Origin of the sequence: Streptomyces sp., from assembly GCF_031181555.1 — a bacterium.
GTDB classification, from domain to species: Bacteria; Actinomycetota; Actinomycetes; order Streptomycetales; family Streptomycetaceae; genus Streptomyces; species Streptomyces fimbriatus.
This window is the reverse complement of record NZ_JAPSKQ010000023.1, coordinates 1-15,217: the sequence shown is the minus strand read 5'-3', so window position 1 is coordinate 15,217 and position 15,217 is coordinate 1. Positions and strand designations below refer to the sequence as shown.

Genomic DNA, 15,217 nt, shown 5'->3' with positions numbered 1-15,217 from the left:
GTCCGTTCGCCGCCAGCACCCCGGGGCCCGGGCCGCTGGAATGGACGCATGAACTCACTGACGAACTCTTCGGGAACCCTGTACGGCAAGGCGGCCCTGGTGACCGGCGGCAGTCGCGGGATCGGCGCGGCGACGGCGCTGCGGCTCGCGCGGGAGGGCGCGGACGTGGCCGTGACCTATGTGAACGGCAAGGATGCGGCCGCGGACGTCGTACGGGCCGTCGAGGCGCTGGGGCGCCGCGCGGTGGCCCTGCGCGCGGACGCGGCGGACGCGGCGGAGGCCGCCGGGGCGGTGACGGCCGCGGTGCGGGCGCTGGGCCGGCTCGACATCCTGGTGAACAACGCGGGCGTCGGTCTGCTCGGCCCGGTGGAGACCCTGTCCGCCGCCGACGTCGACCGGGTTCTCGCGGTGAACGTGCGCGGGGTCTTCATGGCCTCCCGGGCGGCCGCCGCCCACCTGCCGGAAGGGGGGCGCATCATCACCGTCGGCACCTGCATGACCCAGCGCGTGCCCGGTCCCGGCGGGACGCTCTACGCGATGAGCAAGTCGGCCCTGGTGGGGCTGACCAAGGCCCTGGCGCGGGAACTGGGCGGGCGCGGGATCACGGCGAACATCGTCCACCCGGGCCCGATCGACACCGACCTGAACCCGGCGGACGGCCCCTACGCCTCCGGCCAGGCGGCCATGACCGCGCTGGGCCGCTTCGGCACGGCCGACGAGGTGGCGGACACGATCGCCCATCTGGCAGGGGCGGCGTACGTCACCGGCGCGGAGTTCGCCGTGGACGGCGGCCACGCGGCGTGAGGCCGACGCGCCGCACGGGGTGGTGATGTGCCCGCGGGGTGACGCTCCCTCCCCGCGGGCTCTCGTCGTGTCAGCCGCCCAGTTCCCGGTGGCGGGCGGCCAGGGTGCTCGCGCCCTGCTCGGTGAGGGTGCCGAACAGGCGCAGGCGGGAGATGCCGCCGTCGGGGAAGATGTCCACGCGCGCGTGGGTGCCGACCGCCGGTTCCGGGAGGACGAAGCGGTGGTTGGTGTCGGGCTGGAGGCGGGTGCGGGGCAGGACCTCCCGCCACTCGCCGGTCCCGTCGGCCGCGGTGTCCTTCACCGACACCGAGGCCCAGCCGGCGCTGTTGCCCTTCAGATACGCCGTGTCGATCTCCAGGGCGCGGATCTGCGCCTGGGCCACCAGCTGGTAGCGGATCCAGTCGTGGCCCCGGTCGCGTCGGCGCCGGGTCTCCCAGCCGTCGTCCATCTTGCGCGAGCGGCCGGGCTGGATGGTGTTCGTGGCCGGTGAGTAGAAGAGGTTCGACGCGTCCTCGACCCGGCCGCCGTTCTCCAGGGCGACGACGTCGAAGGTGCCCAGCGCCTCCAGCCACGCCGGGTCCGGGACGACCTCGCCGTACACGCGCAGGCGGGCGATGCCGCCGTCGGGGTGCTGCTTGAGGCGCAGGTGGGTGAAGCGCTGTTCGGCCGACACGGCGAAGCCGTTGGCGGCGTGGCCGCCGACCGGCGTGGGCGGGACCAGGGTCGTCCACTTCACCCGGTCCGAGAGCAGTTCCTCCGGGGCCGGGGCGCCCGGCACCGAGGTGCCCTCGACGGACACGGCCTGCGGATAGTTGCCGCGGAAGTGGGCGGTGTCCACGACGATGCCGCGGACGACTCCGGGCGCGCCGAGCCGGATCAGCGCCCAGTCGTGGTCCTCGGCGGCCGGCCAGGGGTGCTCGGCGGAGGTGCCGCGCCTGCGCCGGGTCTCCCAGCCGTCCATGACCTTGCCCTTGTGCCCGAAGTGCTCGGGGTCGAACTCGGCGCGCCCCGGCAGCAGCAGGTTCTCGCGCTGGGCGAAGAACTCGTCGTTGGCGGCGATGACACCGGCGCCGAGCCGGCGGTCGGCGAGATCGGCGAGGTGGGTGAAGGGGAAGTCGGCGGTGCGGTAGTCGGCGTACGGGTCACCGCCGCCGTAGGGGTTCGCGTCGCCGGTGAAGCTCGGGATCGCCGTCACGATGATCTGGTCCTGCCTTTCGGGGTCGGGGTCAGTGGGAGCGGGTGAGCAGATGGCCCTTCGGTTCGGTGAACTCGCCGTCGGCGACGATGCGCCGGCCGCGCAACCAGGTGGACCTCACGACGCCGTACAGGGTCCTGCCGGCGTACGCCGTCACGGGGTTGCGGTGCTGGAGGGCCGCCGGGTCGACGGTGAAGGTCTCGTCGGGGGCGAGGACGGCGAAGTCGGCGTCGCGGCCGGGTGCGATGGCGCCCTTGCGCGCCTCGAGTCCGACGAGTTCGGCCGTTCGCGTCGACATCCAGCGCACGACGTCCTCCAGGCCGTGGCCGCGCCTGCGGGCCTCGGTCCAGACGGCCGGCAGGCTCAGCTGGAGGCCGGATATGCCGCCCCAGGCGGTCGAGAAGTCGTCCGTCTTGAGGTCGGCGGTGGACGGGGAGTGGTCGGTGACGACGCAGTCGATGGTGCCGTCCGCCAGTGCCTGCCAGAGCAGGTCCTGGTTGGCGGCCTCGCGGATGGGCGGGCAGCACTTGAACTCGCTGGCGCCGTCCGGGACCTCCTCCGCGGTGAGGGTCAGGTAGTGGGGACAGGTCTCGACCGTGACGCGCACGCCGTCCGCCTTGGCCGCGGCGATCAGGGGCAGCGCGTCGCTGGAGGAGAGGTGCAGCACGTGCACGCGCGCGCCCAGGCGTCTGGCCTGGTCGACGAGGTGGGCGATGGCGGTGTCCTCGGCGTCGCGCGGGCGGGAGGCGAGGAAGTCGGCGTACTTCGGGCCGGCGGGCTGCGGGGCGGCGGCGAGGTGGTGCGGATCCTCGGCGTGCACGATCAGCAGCCCGTCGAAGGCGGCGATCTCGGCGAGGGAGCGGGCCAGTTGCTCCTGGTCCAGGTGCGGGAACTCGTCCACGCCGGAGGGCGACAGGAAGGCCTTGAAGCCGAAGACGCCGGCCTCGTGCAGCGGGCGCAGGTCCTTGACGTTGTCCGGCAGGGCGCCGCCCCAGAAGCCGACGTCGATGTGCGCCTTGTCGGCGGCGACCCGCTGCTTGGTGCGCAGGTGGTCGACCGTGGTGGTCGGCGGGAGGGAGTTGAGCGGCATGTCGACGAGCGTGGTGATGCCGCCGGCCGCCGCGGCGCGCGTGGCGGTCCAGAAGCCCTCCCACTCCGTGCGGCCGGGGTCGTTGACGTGTACGTGAGTGTCGACCAGGCCCGGCAGCAGGACGTCGTCGCCCAGGTCCGTCAGGCGGGCGGTCCGGGGGACGGGCGCGTCGTGCGGCAGGACGGCCGTGATGATGCCGTCGGCGACCGCGACGGACGCGGCGCGCGTTCCCTCGGGAGTGATGACACGCGTCGAGCGCAGCACCAGTTCGGCGTCGGACACCCGGATCCTCCTGACCTTCCAGCCGGCCTGGACTTGACGTCCACCTGCGAAATTCAACGTTCTGTTGAAGGAGTCTTCACTCCCGGCCCCACCCCGTCAAGGGCGCGCTCCCCCTGCGGCCGCCCCGACGGGCACACCCTGGACGATTCCACGAAGTGGAAATATAATTTCGGTGAGCAGAATGTAGCTATGCACAAGCGGGCAGTCAACCGGCCGCCGGGTAGGCTTCTGCCCTTCCCGCCAGCCCCGAAAGGAACGCGCCGTGCCGACGTCCAGCGCCAGCACCACCGACTCCGCCCGGTCCGCCGCCAGTGGTGGCGTGCAGTCCCTCGAGCGCGCCTTCGACCTGCTCGAACGGATGGCGGACGCGGGCGGCGAGGTCGGCCTGAGCGAGCTGTCCGCGAGCAGCGGACTGCCCCTGCCGACCATCCACCGCCTGATGCGCACGCTCGTGGCCTGCGGCTACGTACGCCAGCAGGCCAACCGCCGGTACGCGCTCGGCCCGCGCCTGATCCGGCTCGGCGAGTCCGCCTCCCGGCTGCTGGGCACCTGGGCACGCCCGTACCTGGCCCGCCTGGTGGAGGAGACCGGCGAGACGGCGAACATGGCGCTGCTCGACGGGGACGAGATCGTGTACGTGGCGCAGGTGCCGTCCAAGCACTCGATGCGAATGTTCACCGAGGTCGGCCGGCGCGTCCTGCCGCACTCCACCGGCGTGGGCAAGGCCCTGCTGGCCGGTTTCCCGCCGGAGGAGGTCCGGGCGCTGCTGGCCCGCACCGGCATGCCCGCCGCGACGGACAAGACCATCACCACCCCGGAGGGCTTCCTCGCGGCGCTGGAGGACGTACGCCGCCGGGGCTACGCCGTCGACGACAACGAGCAGGAGATCGGCGTCCGCTGCCTCGCGGTGCCCGTGCCGGACTCCCCCACGGCTGCGGCGATCTCCATCTCCGGTCCCGCGGGGCGGGTCACGGAGGCGGCGACGGAGAAGATCGTGCCGGTGCTCCAGCAGGTCGCGGCGGAGCTCTCCGAGGTGCTCACCGCGTCGGGCACCGGTCCGGCCGCCTGACCGTCCGCAGCCCCCGGCCCCGGCGCAGCGGCGGCAGCCCCCGGCCCCGGCGGGCCGGGGGCTCGTCACCACCCGGGCCCCGGGGCGTACGTGCGGGTGCGCGTCAGTTCCGCGGCGGCTCCCCGAACAGCTCCACCGCGTCCCGCACCTCCCGCACGCCCCGTCCCAGCGCGCTCACCGAGCCGATCGCGCCCGCGATCAGCAACAGCGAACGGCGCAGCCGGGGCACTTCGGGGCTGCCGTCCGCGACCAGCGAATCCAGCACGGCCAGCTCCTCCTCCGCGATGCCCCGGTCCGGGAACTCCGCGGGATGTGCGGCGAGTTGCCGGCGCAGCCGGGACACGGCGGAGCGCAGCTCCGTCACCCGTGGGTCCACGTGACTGCCGGGCATCCGCCTCTGCTCCACGCTCCGCACCACAGTCCTCCCCCTGGCACGTCGTTGTGCGCCTCCCCGCCCGGCCCCAGCACACCCCGCCGGTCGGTGCGCGCCAGTAAACGCCAACCCGGCCCCCTCGCGCCAGTCCGCTGCGTCATCGACTTGTTCCACAGCGTGACATCGTAGCCCGGGGCACCCATACCCCGCGGCGCCCCGGCGCCCGCCGGCCGGTGCGGTATGCAGGACGCATGACGACGCATCACACGGGCCGTGACATCCCGGCGGTGGCGGGACTGCTGCTGGCCGCGGGCGGCGGCCGGCGCCTCGGCGGACGGCCGAAGGCACTGCTCACCCACCGGGGCCGGCCGCTCGTGGAGCACGCGGTGCGGGCGCTGCGCGCGGGCGGCTGCGCGCGCGTGCACGTGGTCCTCGGCGCGCGGGCGGACGAGGTGCGCGCCCGCGCCGCGCTGCCGGGGTGCGTGCTCGTCGACAACCCTCAGTGGGAGCGGGGCATGGGCACCTCCCTGCGGGCCGGGCTGGACTCACTGACCGGTACCGGCGCGCGCGCCGCGCTGGTCTCGCTGGTCGACCAGCCCGGGATCGGGGCGGAGGCCGTCGCCCGGGTCCTCGGCGCGTACGTCTCGATCGAGTCGCTCGTCTCGGCCGCCTACGACGGCGTGCGCGGCCACCCCGTCCTGTTCGGCGCCGCGCACTGGGCCGGGGTCGCCGCGACTGCGACCGGCGACCGGGGGGCACGCGCCTATCTGAGGGAGCACGCGGAGCGTGTCGCGCTCGTCGAGTGCGGGGACGTGGCCGCGGCGTACGACATCGACACCGAGGCGGATCTGGCGCACCTCGAATGAGCCGGGGCGGCGGCGAGCGAGCGGTGGGGGCGCCTCCCGCTCGAGCGAAGCCGGGAGTGGGGGAGGCACCGAGAGCCACCTTCCCTCGACCCGGAGAATCTCGACATCAACAAACCATTGAACTTCCACCATGAGGAAACTACTATCCACTGCTCAGAAGCGCCCGGCCCTTGTGCGGGCGTCCACCGCTGTACCCGGGTCGACCGGCACCCGGTGCCATGCACGCCGAAGGAAGTGACAGCTGATGTCCGCTCCAGCGCCGTCCCCGCTGGCCATCGTCGACGCCGAGCCCCTGCCCCGGCAGGACGAGGTCCTCACCGACACGGCACTCGCCTTCGTGGCCGAGCTGCACCGCCGGTTCACGCCCCGGCGTGACGAACTCCTCGCCCGCCGCGCGGAGCGCCGCGCCGAGATCGCCCGCACCTCCACCCTCGACTTCCTCCCGGAGACGGCCGCCGTCCGCGCGGACGACTCCTGGCAGGTGGCCCCGGCCCCCGAGGCCCTGAACGACCGCCGCGTCGAGATCACCGGCCCCACCGACCGCAAGATGACCATCAACGCCCTCAACTCGGGCGCGAAGGTCTGGCTCGCGGACTTCGAGGACGCCTCGGCGCCCACCTGGGAGAACGTGGTCCTCGGCCAGCTGAACCTGATCGACGCCTACACCCGGAACATCGACTTCACCGACCCGAGGTCCGGCAAGTCCTACGCCCTGCGCCCGAACGAGGAGCTGGCGACGGTCGTCATGCGCCCGCGCGGCTGGCACCTGAACGAGCGCCACCTCACCGACCCGGACGGCACCCCGGTGCCCGGTGCGCTGGTCGACTTCGGCCTGTACTTCTTCCACAACGCCAAGCGGCTGCTGGACCTCGGCAAGGGCCCGTACTTCTACCTCCCCAAGACCGAGTCCCACCTGGAGGCCCGCCTCTGGAACGAGGTGTTCGTCTTCGCGCAGGACTACCTGGGCATCCCCCAGGGCACCGTCCGCGCCACCGTCCTCATCGAGACGATCACGGCCGCGTACGAGATGGAGGAGATCCTCTACGAACTGCGCGACCACGCCTCCGGACTGAACGCCGGCCGCTGGGACTACCTGTTCTCCATCGTCAAGAACTTCCGTGACGGCGGGGCGAAGTTCGTCCTCCCGGACCGCAACGCGGTCACCATGACGGCCCCGTTCATGCGCGCGTACACCGAACTCCTCGTGCGCACCTGCCACAAGCGCGGCGCGCACGCGATCGGCGGCATGGCGGCGTTCATCCCGTCCCGCCGTGACCCGGAGGTCAACAAGGTGGCCTTCGAGAAGGTCCGCGCCGACAAGGACCGCGAGGCGAACGACGGTTTCGACGGCTCCTGGGTCGCCCACCCGGACCTGGTCCCGATCGCCATGGAGTCCTTCGACCGCGTGCTCGGCGACAAGCCGAACCAGAAGGACCGGCTGCGCGAGGACGTCGACGTCAAGGCGGAGGACCTCATCGCCATCGACTCGCTGGACGCCAAGCCGACGTACGCGGGCCTGGTCAACGCCGTCCAGGTCGGCATCCGCTACATCGAGGCCTGGCTGCGCGGACTCGGCGCGGTGGCCATCTTCAACCTGATGGAGGACGCGGCCACCGCCGAGATCTCCCGCTCCCAGATCTGGCAGTGGATCAACGCCGGCGTCGTCCTCGACAACGGCGAGCAGGTCACCGCCGAGCTGGCCCGCAAGGTCGCCGCCGAGGAGCTGGCGAACATCCGCGCCGAGATCGGCGAGGAGGCGTTCGCGGCCGGCAACTGGCAGCAGGCGCACGACCTGCTGCTGAAGGTCTCCCTCGACGAGGACTACGCCGACTTCCTGACCCTGCCGGCGTACGAGCAGCTCAAGGGCTGAGCCCTCCTGTGACCGAGTGGCCCGGGGACTCCCCCGGGCCACTCGGCCGTCCGCCGCGTACGGCCGTCACCCCAGGTGCACCGACCAGTCCTGTTCCGCCGCCGGCTTGCCGTGCAGGTCCGGGACCCGCTTGAGCCAGTCCGGGCGGCCCTGCCGGGTCCGCGCCGCACGCCGGGCGTTCTCCTCGGCGAGCTCCTGGGCGCTCGGGAAGTCGGTGGGCAGCCAGGCCTCGGACGCCCGCGCACGCGCGTGGAGGTACGTCACGTACGCCTCGCGGGCCTCGTCGGGCGTGGCGAAGTCCGGCTCGTCGGCCAGCCAGGCGTCGGGCACCTCCGCGGTGATCGACCGCAGCAGCTCCTCGGTCACCCGGGGGGCGAGTTCGGCGTCGGCGGCGCGGACGTCGGGGCCGTAGTGGCCGAGGGCGTGATGGCGGAAGTCGTACGCCTTGCGCGGGTCGGTGCCGTCCCAGCGGTGGTGGAAGACGAGTGCGGCCCCGTGGTCGATCAGCCACAGGCGCGGGGGTGCGACGCCGAACGTCGGCCAGACCATCAGGTTGGAGCTGTGGACGGTGCGGTCGACGTTGACGGTCAGCGCGTCGAGCCAGACGATCCTCCCCGCCTCCAGCGGATCGACGGGGAACACCTGCGCGACCTCGGGGGTGAAGTCGCGCGCGCCCGGCAGGTAGTCCATGCCGAGGTTGAGCCCGGCGCTGGAGGCGTGCAGCTCCCGCACCTCCTGGTGCGGCTCGCGCTCGGCGACCGCCGGGTCGAAGTGCACCAGGACCAGCTCGGGGAAGCGCAGGCCCAGGGCGCGGGCCAGCTCACCGACGATCACCTCGGCGACCAGCGCCTTGTGCCCCTGCGCGGAGCCGGTGAACTTCACGACGTACGTGCCCAGGTCGTCGGCCTCGACGACGCCGGGCACGGAGCCGCCGGAGCGCAGGGGTGTGATGTAGCGGGTCGCGGTGACCTCTCTCAGCATCTTCCAAGGCCCCACAGGTCGTTTGCCTCATATCCCATGACCAGCTCCGAGGCGGTGCGCCGCTTGCGTCCGGCCTCCGGCATGAAGTGAGCATAGTAACCGAGTGTGACAGCCGGGGAGGAGTGCCCGATCCGGATCCCGGCGAGCGCGGTGCCGCAGGCGTGCCGAGCCGGACGAGCTGCGGCGCGGGCGCACGGCAGCCGCCGCCGTCGGCTGCTTCGCGGCGGGCTCAGCCGGCGAGGTCCGCCTTGCCGAACAGGACGGCGTGGCTGGAGGGGAGCCGGCTGATGACCTGGTTGAGCTCGCCGCCGGGGACGGCGTCGGCGACCGTGGTCAGCACCGCGCCGTCGTCCCACAGGGCGGTACGGGGCCGGGCCCCGGTGCGCTCCGCCACCCGCCGGTGGAACTCCTCGCTCCCGAACTTCTCGGGCTGCTCGTGATCGGCGGACGTCAGCGCCTGCTGCAGCGGGCCGGGCGGCTGGGGCGCGAGGTCCTCGGCCTCGCCGGGTGTGATCCGTTGCGGCGGCACGGCGAGGACCTCCTGCGTGATGGCCAGGGCCTCGTCCTGGTTGGTGTACTCGCCGCGCTCGCGCACCCGGGCGAGGAATTCGTCGCGCTTCATCGCCGCCTCGCTTCCTCCCGCGCCGTACTGGCGCACGGGCCCCCCTGCCGGGTTCGGTGTCGTGTACCCCGGTCGTCCTCCGTGGCACGGCATCCGGCCCGGATGCCTCAGGGCCCAGGCGGCTGCCTGGGCCCTGTCCTCAGTGACCTGCCGAAGGGGGAGTCGGCTTCGGGTCAGCTGTCGAGTTCCTTGCGGCTCTCGCCGCCGCTGATGGCGATCTTGCGGGGCTTGGCCCGGTCGGCGACCGGGATCCGCAGCTTCAGCACGCCCGCCTCGTAGGAAGCCTCGATCCGCTCGGGGTCCAGGTTCTCGCCGAGGAACAGCTGCCGGCTGAACGTCCCCGTGGGCCGCTCGGTGATCACCGTTTCGGTCTCGTCGCCGTACGCCGGCTCGCGTTCGGCCTTCACGGTCAGGACGTTGCGCTCGACGTCGAGGTCGATCGACTCGGGCGTCACGCCGGGCAGGTCGAGTTCCGCGAAGAACGTGTCACCCTCGCGCCAGGCGTCCATCGGCATGCCGACCGGGCGGGCGGCCGTGCCCCAGACCCGCTCGACGAGCCGGTCGAGCTCGCGGAAGGGATCCGTACGCATCAGCATCTGCACCCCTCCTTCACGTGGTCGTCCCTGTCCTTCGCTCTCCTTCTTATATACCTCACATCGAGAAAGTTGACACCCCTCGACTCAAGATTTATGGCGTTCTCCTGCCGCGCGGCGCAGCCATGCGGCCGCGGCCCCGGGGTCGTCCGTCGACAGTGCGAGGCGGGTGAAGGGCGCGTCCCCGCCGAAGGCGGTCACCACCAGGACCGGGCCCCCGGCCCGCAGGGCGACGAAGTCGCGGCCCCGGACATGCTCCAGTTCGCCCACACACCAGCGCCCGGGACGGAAGCGGTAGCGGCGACCGGGCCGCGGCCGCACGGCCCGCCACCAGTCCGGCTCCACCCTCACCTCGCCCACGCGTCCGAGCGGCAGACGCACGGTGCGGCGCCGCGCGGCCCACGCCCACCGCCACGGCAGCCGCACCACCAGGTCACCGCCGTCCTCGCGCAACCGTGTCATCGACGCTCACCTGCCGTGTCCCCGCATCCGCGGCGCGCCGCAGGCGCCGCCCGCAGCTCCGCGCCACCGGTGATCGGTGCTCCGGCTCCGGCGGCCATCACCGGGATCGGTGCCGTCACCGGCGGCCTCCCTTCGGAGCCCCGGGCCGCGCCGACCGCGCCGCGTGACGTCATTCAGACGGTCGACGCGCTCGTTCGCGCATCCCGATGACTACTTGAGTCGAAGGCTGTCAATTTCAGCTAGTCGCCACTTGTCAAATCTACTGCGATTGATTATATGAACAACGCGTGCCCATGCCGCCGGGCCCCAGGCGACCGCCGACCCGGCGCAGGAGTGAAGGGAGAAATGGGGACATGCTCGTGCGCACCGGAGCTCTCGGCGATCTCGACCGGTTGACGCATCAGCCGACGCACGCCGCCGCGGGGGCGGCCGACGCCGTCATCCCGGTGGATGCCTGGCGCGATGACCAGGCCCTCTACCTGCAGTTCGACCTGCCCGGCGTGGACCCCGCAGACATCGACCTGACCGTCGAACGCGGCACCCTGACCCTGACCGCCGAACGCCCCTCGCCCATCCCCGCGGGCGCCGCCCCGGTGCTGACCGAGCGTCCCACCGGCCGGTTCACCCGCCGCCTGGCCCTGTCCGACGCCCTGGACAGCAGCACCGTCGACGCCCGCTACGACAACGGCGTCCTGACGCTGCGCATCCCCCTCGCCGACCACGCCAAGCCCCGCAAGATCGCCATCACCGGCGGCGCGCACAAACAGCTCACTTCCTGAGAAGACAGCCGTCACGGTTTCACGCACACCGGTCAACGACGTGGAGGAGGTCCGATCGTGAGCGCCCTGCTGTGGCTGCTCGTACCGCTCGTCACCGGCATCACCGCCAGCGTCTGGGCCTGGAACACCGGGCGCCGCAGCCCCGGTCCGCCCCACCACGACACGTGGGAGGACCTCGACCGCCACCAGCAGCTGCGAGCAGCCCTGGGCGGCCGCTAGCGCGTCCGTCCGCGGCGGTCCCGGCACCGGCGCGCAGGACCGGGACCCGCCCCCTGACGCCCGCGTGCGCGGTGCCGGCTTCGCCCGCGTCCCGGTCGTCGTCGGCCCCGGCCTGCGCGCACGCCGGCGCCCGTCTCCCCGGCCGTTCCACCGCGGCGCGTGAACCGACGGCCGGCTCGGTGTCCGCGGACCCGAGGCGTCCTACCGGCGGGCCGGTGGTTCGGCGATCTCCGCCTGAGCGGGCCGCAGGAGCCGGTCGCCGACCCGGTAGCCGGGGCGCAGGATCGCGGTGCAGGTGGGCCGGTGGACATGGGCGGAGCGGGTGCAGGAGACGGCCTCGTGCAGCACGGGGTCGAAGAGATCGCCCGCCGTGCCGAACGACCGCAGCCCCAGGGCCGCGAGTTCGGTTTCCAGTACCTCGACGACGCGCTGGAAGCCGCCGGTGACATCTCCCTGCCTGCGGGCCTCGTCAATGGCGTCGAGGACGGGGAGGAGTCCGGTGAGCACGTTGGCCACGGCGGCCTCCCCGACCGAGCGGCGGTCCCGGCGGACCCGCTTGCGGTAGTTGTCGTACTCGGACGTCACCCGCTGCAGGTCCGCCGTGCACTCACGCAGTCGCGTCCGCAGCAGGTCGGCCTCGTCCGCGGTCCCGTCGGCCCGCCGGGCGGGCTCGACGTCGCCGCGGCGGCGGGGCTCCAGACTGGTTCCCGAAGCCGGCCGCGGGTTGCCCCGGACGATCGACAGCGGGTGCCCGACAGGGCGGTCCGGGTCGCTTCGGCGGGTCATCCGGTGCCCTCCTGCCGCGTGTCGTCGTCGACGATCTCGGCGTCGACGACCTCCTCGTCCTGTCCGGCGGCGCCTTCCTCGCCGCCGCCCGCGCCACCGCCGGCCGCCTGCCGGCCCTGGGTCTGCTGAGCCTGCGCGTACATGACGGTGCCCACCTTCTGGGCCGCGGCGGTGACCTTGTCGGCGGTCTGCCGCAGGGTTGCCGTGTCGGCCGACTCGCTCTTCAGCGCCTCCTTCAGCTCCGCCAGGGCGCTGTCGACCTCGCCCCTGACGTCGGCGGGGATCTTGTCGGCGTTGTCGGCGAGCAGCCGTTCGGTCTGGTAGGCGACCTGCTCGGCGCGGTTGCGGGTCTCGGCGGCCTCGCGCCTGCGCCGGTCCTCCTCGGCGTGCTGTTCGGCCTCGCGCATCATGCGGTCGATGTCCCCCTTCGGCAGGGAGGAGCCGCCGGTGACCGTCATGCGCTGCTCCCTGCCCGTGCCGAGGTCCTTGGCGGAGACGTGCATGATGCCGTTGGCGTCGATGTCGAAGGAGACCTCGATCTGCGGGACGCCGCGCGGCGCCGGGGGCAGACCGGTCAGCTCGAACATGCCGAGCTTCTTGTTGTAGGCCGCGATCTCGCGCTCGCCCTGGTAGACCTGGATCTGCACCGACGGCTGGTTGTCCTCGGCCGTGGTGAAGATCTCCGAACGCTTCGTCGGGATCGTGGTGTTGCGCTCGATCAGCTTGGTCATGATGCCGCCCTTGGTCTCGATGCCGAGGGACAGCGGGGTGACGTCCAGCAGCAGGACGTCCTTGACCTCGCCCTTGAGGACACCGGCCTGCAGGGCTGCGCCGACGGCGACGACCTCGTCCGGGTTGACCCCCTTGTGCGGGTCCTTGCCGGTCAGCTCCCGCACCAGACCGGTCACCGCCGGCATCCGCGTCGAACCGCCGACCAGGATGACGTGGTCGATGTCGGACACCTTGATCCCGGCGTCCTCGACCGCATGGTGGAACGGGCCCTCGCACCGCTCCAGCAGGTCGGCCGTCAGCTGCTCGAACTGGGCGCGGGTGAGCTTCTCGTCCAGGTGCAGCGGGCCCTCGGCGGAGGCGGTGACGTACGGCAGGTTGATCGTCGTCTCGGAGGACGACGACAGCTCGATCTTCGCCCGCTCCGCGGCCTCGCGCAGCCGCTGCACGGCCATCTTGTCCTTCGTCAGGTCGACGCCGTAGTGGTTCTTGAACTGCTCGGCCAGGTGGTCGACGATCCGCTGGTCCCAGTCGTCGCCGCCCAGGTGCGTGTCACCGTTGGTGGCCTTGACCTCGACCACGCCCTCGCCGATCTCCAGCAGCGACACGTCGAAGGTGCCGCCACCGAGGTCGAAGACCAGCACCGTCTGGTCGTTCTCCTTGTCCAGGCCGTAGGCCAGGGCGGCGGACGTGGGCTCGTTGATGATCCGCAGCACCTTCAGCCCGGCGATCTCCCCCGCCTCCTTGGTCGCGGTGCGCTGGGAGTCGTTGAAGTACGCCGGAACCGTGATCACCGCGTCGGTGACGTCCTCGCCGAGGTACGCCTCCGCGTCCCGCTTCAGCTTCTGCAGCACGCGTGCGGAGATCTCCTGCGCCGTGTACCGCTTGCCGTCGACGCTCCCCGTCTCCGGGAACCGCCACTGCGCCTCGCCCATGTGGCGCTTCACGGAACGCACGGTGCGCTCGATGTTGGTGACGGCCTGGCGCTTGGCCACCTCACCGACCAGCACCTCGCCGTTCTTGGCGAAGGCGACCACCGACGGGGTGGTCCGCGCCCCTTCCGTGTTGGTGATGACCGTGGGCTCTCCGCCCTCCAGCACGCAGACCACCGAGTTGGTGGTGCCGAGGTCGATTCCCACCGCGCGTGTCATGGTCCTCTCCTCCATCTGCGTCCCGGAACCGGAGCAGACACACCTCGCTAAGAGTCTGGATAAAGTGCGCATCTCGGTTTGTCAATGAGTCACGGTTTCCACCTCTTTGGGGGCTTTTGCGACCCGCAACGGGCGGAATCCGGTCCCCGGGGACGTGCGGTCCCGCCCTGCGCCTGCCGAGCGCAGCCGGCCACCGGGCGGCCTTGCCCGCACATTGCCAATATGCCTGGTGTGGGGTATATGGGGCGGTGAAAGCGGTTCGTGGAAGCGGCCGTCGAGGACGGCCTGTCACCATCCGAGAGGAGTGTGACGGCGATGCTGCTGCGCACCGATCCCTTCCGTGAACTGGACCGTCTGGCCGAGCAGCTCCTGGGTGCCGCGGGCCGGCCGGTGACCATGCCGATGGACGCCTACGAACGCGAGGGTGCGTTCTGGGTCCACCTGGACCTTCCCGGTGTCGACCCGGACAGCATCGATCTGAGTGTCGAGCAGAACGCGCTGACCGTGCACGCCGAGCGCCCCGCGCCGGGGATCTCCCAGGCGGAGATGGTCGTGGCCGAGCGGCCGCACGGGGTGTTCCGACGGCAACTGTTCCTCGGCGAGACGCTGGACGTGGAGCGCATCGAGGCCGGTTACGACGCCGGGGTGCTGACGGTGAAGATCCCGGTGGCCGAGGAGGCGAAGCCCCGCAGGATCGAGGTCGGCCACGCCGGGGAGAAGAAGGAAATCACCGGCTGACGGCCGCGCGTCCGGACCGTGCTCCGGACGCGGCGTACCCGTCGGCGCTCGGGTGGGCCCGGTCCGCGGGGACGTGCGGCCGACGGCCCTCCGGAAGGAGACAGGCATCCGAGAGGAGACAAGCCGATGATCACCGAACTCGCTGTGGAGCGCGTGGAATTCACCTGCGGCCACTGCTGGCACAGGTGGAGCGCCGACTACGACGTGCAGTACTACCGCGACGAGAACGGGGACGAATGGGAGTACTTCACCCGCGACGGTCACGGCGTGCCGTCCCCCTATGACCCCCAGGGCGCTCCGCCCTGCTCCCTCTGCGGCCGTCGCTGGGTGGGTCGTCTCACCGCTCGCCGGTCCGTCCCCGTCCCACCCGGCCCCGTCGGCACCCCCCGGCACAGGATCACCACGTCCCGCGAGCTCCACCGCACCGACCGGCATGCCGCACCACCGCTGGAGGCGAACGCCCATGAGCAGCCCCAGCAGGACACTCCCGCCGCCTCGTCCGGACGGGCGGGGCACGGATGACGTGCGGGGCCGTCACCGGTGGCCGGAAGCAGCGGTGACGGCCCGCCGCGGCAGGGGCCCGCTCCGCCTCCACCCGTGGATCGTCC

The 15,217-nt window shown here is 72.3% G+C and carries 17 protein-coding genes; 8 read left to right on the top strand and 9 right to left on the bottom strand.

Translation table 11 applies throughout. From position 1 onward, the window contains the following. Positions 1-48: 48 nt before the first annotated feature. Entirely contained in the window at positions 49-804 is a 756-nt protein-coding gene (locus RIM90_RS07575; RefSeq protein ID WP_309059800.1) for an SDR family oxidoreductase, read from the top strand. Between the two features lie 70 nt (positions 805-874). Here RIM90_RS07575 and alc read toward each other — a convergent pair whose 3' ends face one another. Both alc and allB read right to left on the bottom strand, forming a co-directional pair. Next, positions 875-1,999: an allantoicase gene (gene alc, locus RIM90_RS07570; protein WP_309059799.1), complete on the bottom strand. Its 1,125-nt coding sequence runs from the start codon at positions 1,997-1,999 to the stop codon at positions 875-877. Positions 2,000-2,030: 31 nt separating this feature from the next. Next, the gene (allB, locus tag RIM90_RS07565) at positions 2,031-3,371 is read right to left on the bottom strand and encodes an allantoinase AllB (protein ID WP_309059798.1); all 1,341 of its coding nucleotides are present in this window, start codon (positions 3,369-3,371) and stop codon (positions 2,031-2,033) included. A 262-nt stretch (positions 3,372-3,633) separates the two neighbouring features. Between allB and RIM90_RS07560 the strand changes: the two genes are divergently transcribed. After that, entirely contained in the window at positions 3,634-4,440 is an 807-nt protein-coding gene (locus RIM90_RS07560; RefSeq protein ID WP_309059797.1) for an IclR family transcriptional regulator, read from the top strand. Between the two features lie 103 nt (positions 4,441-4,543). Here RIM90_RS07560 and RIM90_RS07555 read toward each other — a convergent pair whose 3' ends face one another. Further along, a complete protein-coding gene (locus tag RIM90_RS07555; protein WP_309059796.1) occupies positions 4,544-4,831 on the bottom strand; it encodes a DUF5955 family protein in 288 nt (95 codons plus the stop codon). A 233-nt stretch (positions 4,832-5,064) separates the two neighbouring features. Between RIM90_RS07555 and RIM90_RS07550 the strand changes: the two genes are divergently transcribed. Further along, the gene (locus RIM90_RS07550) at positions 5,065-5,679 is read left to right on the top strand and encodes a nucleotidyltransferase family protein (protein ID WP_309059795.1); all 615 of its coding nucleotides are present in this window, start codon (positions 5,065-5,067) and stop codon (positions 5,677-5,679) included. A 244-nt stretch (positions 5,680-5,923) separates the two neighbouring features. Further along, positions 5,924-7,549: a malate synthase A gene (aceB, locus tag RIM90_RS07545; protein ID WP_309059794.1), complete on the top strand. Its 1,626-nt coding sequence runs from the start codon at positions 5,924-5,926 to the stop codon at positions 7,547-7,549. Positions 7,550-7,615: 66 nt separating this feature from the next. On the opposite strand, the gene RIM90_RS07540 is transcribed toward aceB, so the two are convergent. The 4 genes from RIM90_RS07540 to RIM90_RS07525 form a co-directional block, all read right to left on the bottom strand. After that, entirely contained in the window at positions 7,616-8,530 is a 915-nt protein-coding gene (locus RIM90_RS07540) for a HipA family kinase (protein WP_309059793.1), read from the bottom strand. A 229-nt stretch (positions 8,531-8,759) separates the two neighbouring features. Continuing rightward, positions 8,760-9,152, bottom strand: coding sequence for a DUF2267 domain-containing protein (locus RIM90_RS07535; RefSeq protein WP_309059792.1), 393 nt, complete (start codon positions 9,150-9,152; stop codon positions 8,760-8,762). 173 nt (positions 9,153-9,325) lie between these two features. Continuing rightward, positions 9,326-9,748, bottom strand: coding sequence for an Hsp20/alpha crystallin family protein (locus tag RIM90_RS07530; protein ID WP_309059791.1), 423 nt, complete (start codon positions 9,746-9,748; stop codon positions 9,326-9,328). Between the two features lie 84 nt (positions 9,749-9,832). Continuing rightward, positions 9,833-10,207: a hypothetical protein gene (locus RIM90_RS07525; protein WP_309059790.1), complete on the bottom strand. Its 375-nt coding sequence runs from the start codon at positions 10,205-10,207 to the stop codon at positions 9,833-9,835. 353 nt (positions 10,208-10,560) lie between these two features. Between RIM90_RS07525 and RIM90_RS07520 the strand changes: the two genes are divergently transcribed. Then, positions 10,561-10,986, top strand: coding sequence for an Hsp20/alpha crystallin family protein (locus RIM90_RS07520; RefSeq protein WP_309059789.1), 426 nt, complete (start codon positions 10,561-10,563; stop codon positions 10,984-10,986). A 57-nt stretch (positions 10,987-11,043) separates the two neighbouring features. Further along, positions 11,044-11,205 (top strand): hypothetical protein, encoded by a 162-nt coding sequence (locus RIM90_RS07515; RefSeq protein WP_309059788.1) that lies wholly within the window; start codon positions 11,044-11,046, stop codon positions 11,203-11,205. 201 nt (positions 11,206-11,406) lie between these two features. Here RIM90_RS07515 and grpE read toward each other — a convergent pair whose 3' ends face one another. Together grpE and dnaK are read right to left on the bottom strand one after the other, a co-directional pair. Next, a complete protein-coding gene (gene grpE / locus RIM90_RS07510) occupies positions 11,407-11,991 on the bottom strand; it encodes a nucleotide exchange factor GrpE (RefSeq protein WP_309059787.1) in 585 nt (194 codons plus the stop codon). Next, on the bottom strand, positions 11,988-13,871 hold the full coding sequence (gene dnaK / locus RIM90_RS07505) for a molecular chaperone DnaK (protein ID WP_309059786.1): 1,884 nt from the start codon (positions 13,869-13,871) through the stop codon (positions 11,988-11,990). Before dnaK ends, grpE begins: the two co-directional genes overlap by 4 nt. A gap of 315 nt (positions 13,872-14,186) precedes the next feature. On the opposite strand from dnaK, the gene RIM90_RS07500 reads away from it, so the two are divergent. Beyond that, positions 14,187-14,609 (top strand): Hsp20/alpha crystallin family protein, encoded by a 423-nt coding sequence (locus tag RIM90_RS07500; protein ID WP_309059785.1) that lies wholly within the window; start codon positions 14,187-14,189, stop codon positions 14,607-14,609. A 126-nt stretch (positions 14,610-14,735) separates the two neighbouring features. Beyond that, positions 14,736-15,131: a hypothetical protein gene (locus RIM90_RS07495; RefSeq protein WP_309059784.1), complete on the top strand. Its 396-nt coding sequence runs from the start codon at positions 14,736-14,738 to the stop codon at positions 15,129-15,131. Positions 15,132-15,217 lie beyond the last annotated feature (86 nt).

Excerpts from the sequence above, each read along its gene's own strand:
- dnaK (WP_309059786.1), bottom strand. The coding sequence starts at position 13,871 with ATGACACGCGCGGTGGGAATCGACCTCGGCACCACCAACTCGGTGGTC.
- RIM90_RS07535 (WP_309059792.1), bottom strand. The coding sequence starts at position 9,152 with ATGAAGCGCGACGAATTCCTCGCCCGGGTGCGCGAGCGCGGCGAGTAC.
- RIM90_RS07555 (WP_309059796.1), bottom strand. The coding sequence starts at position 4,831 with ATGCCCGGCAGTCACGTGGACCCACGGGTGACGGAGCTGCGCTCCGCC.
- RIM90_RS07575 (WP_309059800.1), top strand. The coding sequence starts at position 49 with ATGAACTCACTGACGAACTCTTCGGGAACCCTGTACGGCAAGGCGGCC.
- aceB (WP_309059794.1), top strand. The coding sequence starts at position 5,924 with ATGTCCGCTCCAGCGCCGTCCCCGCTGGCCATCGTCGACGCCGAGCCC.
- grpE (WP_309059787.1), bottom strand. The coding sequence starts at position 11,991 with ATGACCCGCCGAAGCGACCCGGACCGCCCTGTCGGGCACCCGCTGTCG.
- RIM90_RS07495 (WP_309059784.1), top strand. The coding sequence starts at position 14,736 with ATGATCACCGAACTCGCTGTGGAGCGCGTGGAATTCACCTGCGGCCAC.
- RIM90_RS07550 (WP_309059795.1), top strand. The coding sequence starts at position 5,065 with ATGACGACGCATCACACGGGCCGTGACATCCCGGCGGTGGCGGGACTG.
- RIM90_RS07520 (WP_309059789.1), top strand. The coding sequence starts at position 10,561 with ATGCTCGTGCGCACCGGAGCTCTCGGCGATCTCGACCGGTTGACGCAT.
- RIM90_RS07530 (WP_309059791.1), bottom strand. The coding sequence starts at position 9,748 with ATGCTGATGCGTACGGATCCCTTCCGCGAGCTCGACCGGCTCGTCGAG.
- RIM90_RS07500 (WP_309059785.1), top strand. The coding sequence starts at position 14,187 with ATGCTGCTGCGCACCGATCCCTTCCGTGAACTGGACCGTCTGGCCGAG.
- RIM90_RS07525 (WP_309059790.1), bottom strand. The coding sequence starts at position 10,207 with ATGACACGGTTGCGCGAGGACGGCGGTGACCTGGTGGTGCGGCTGCCG.
- RIM90_RS07540 (WP_309059793.1), bottom strand. The coding sequence starts at position 8,530 with ATGCTGAGAGAGGTCACCGCGACCCGCTACATCACACCCCTGCGCTCC.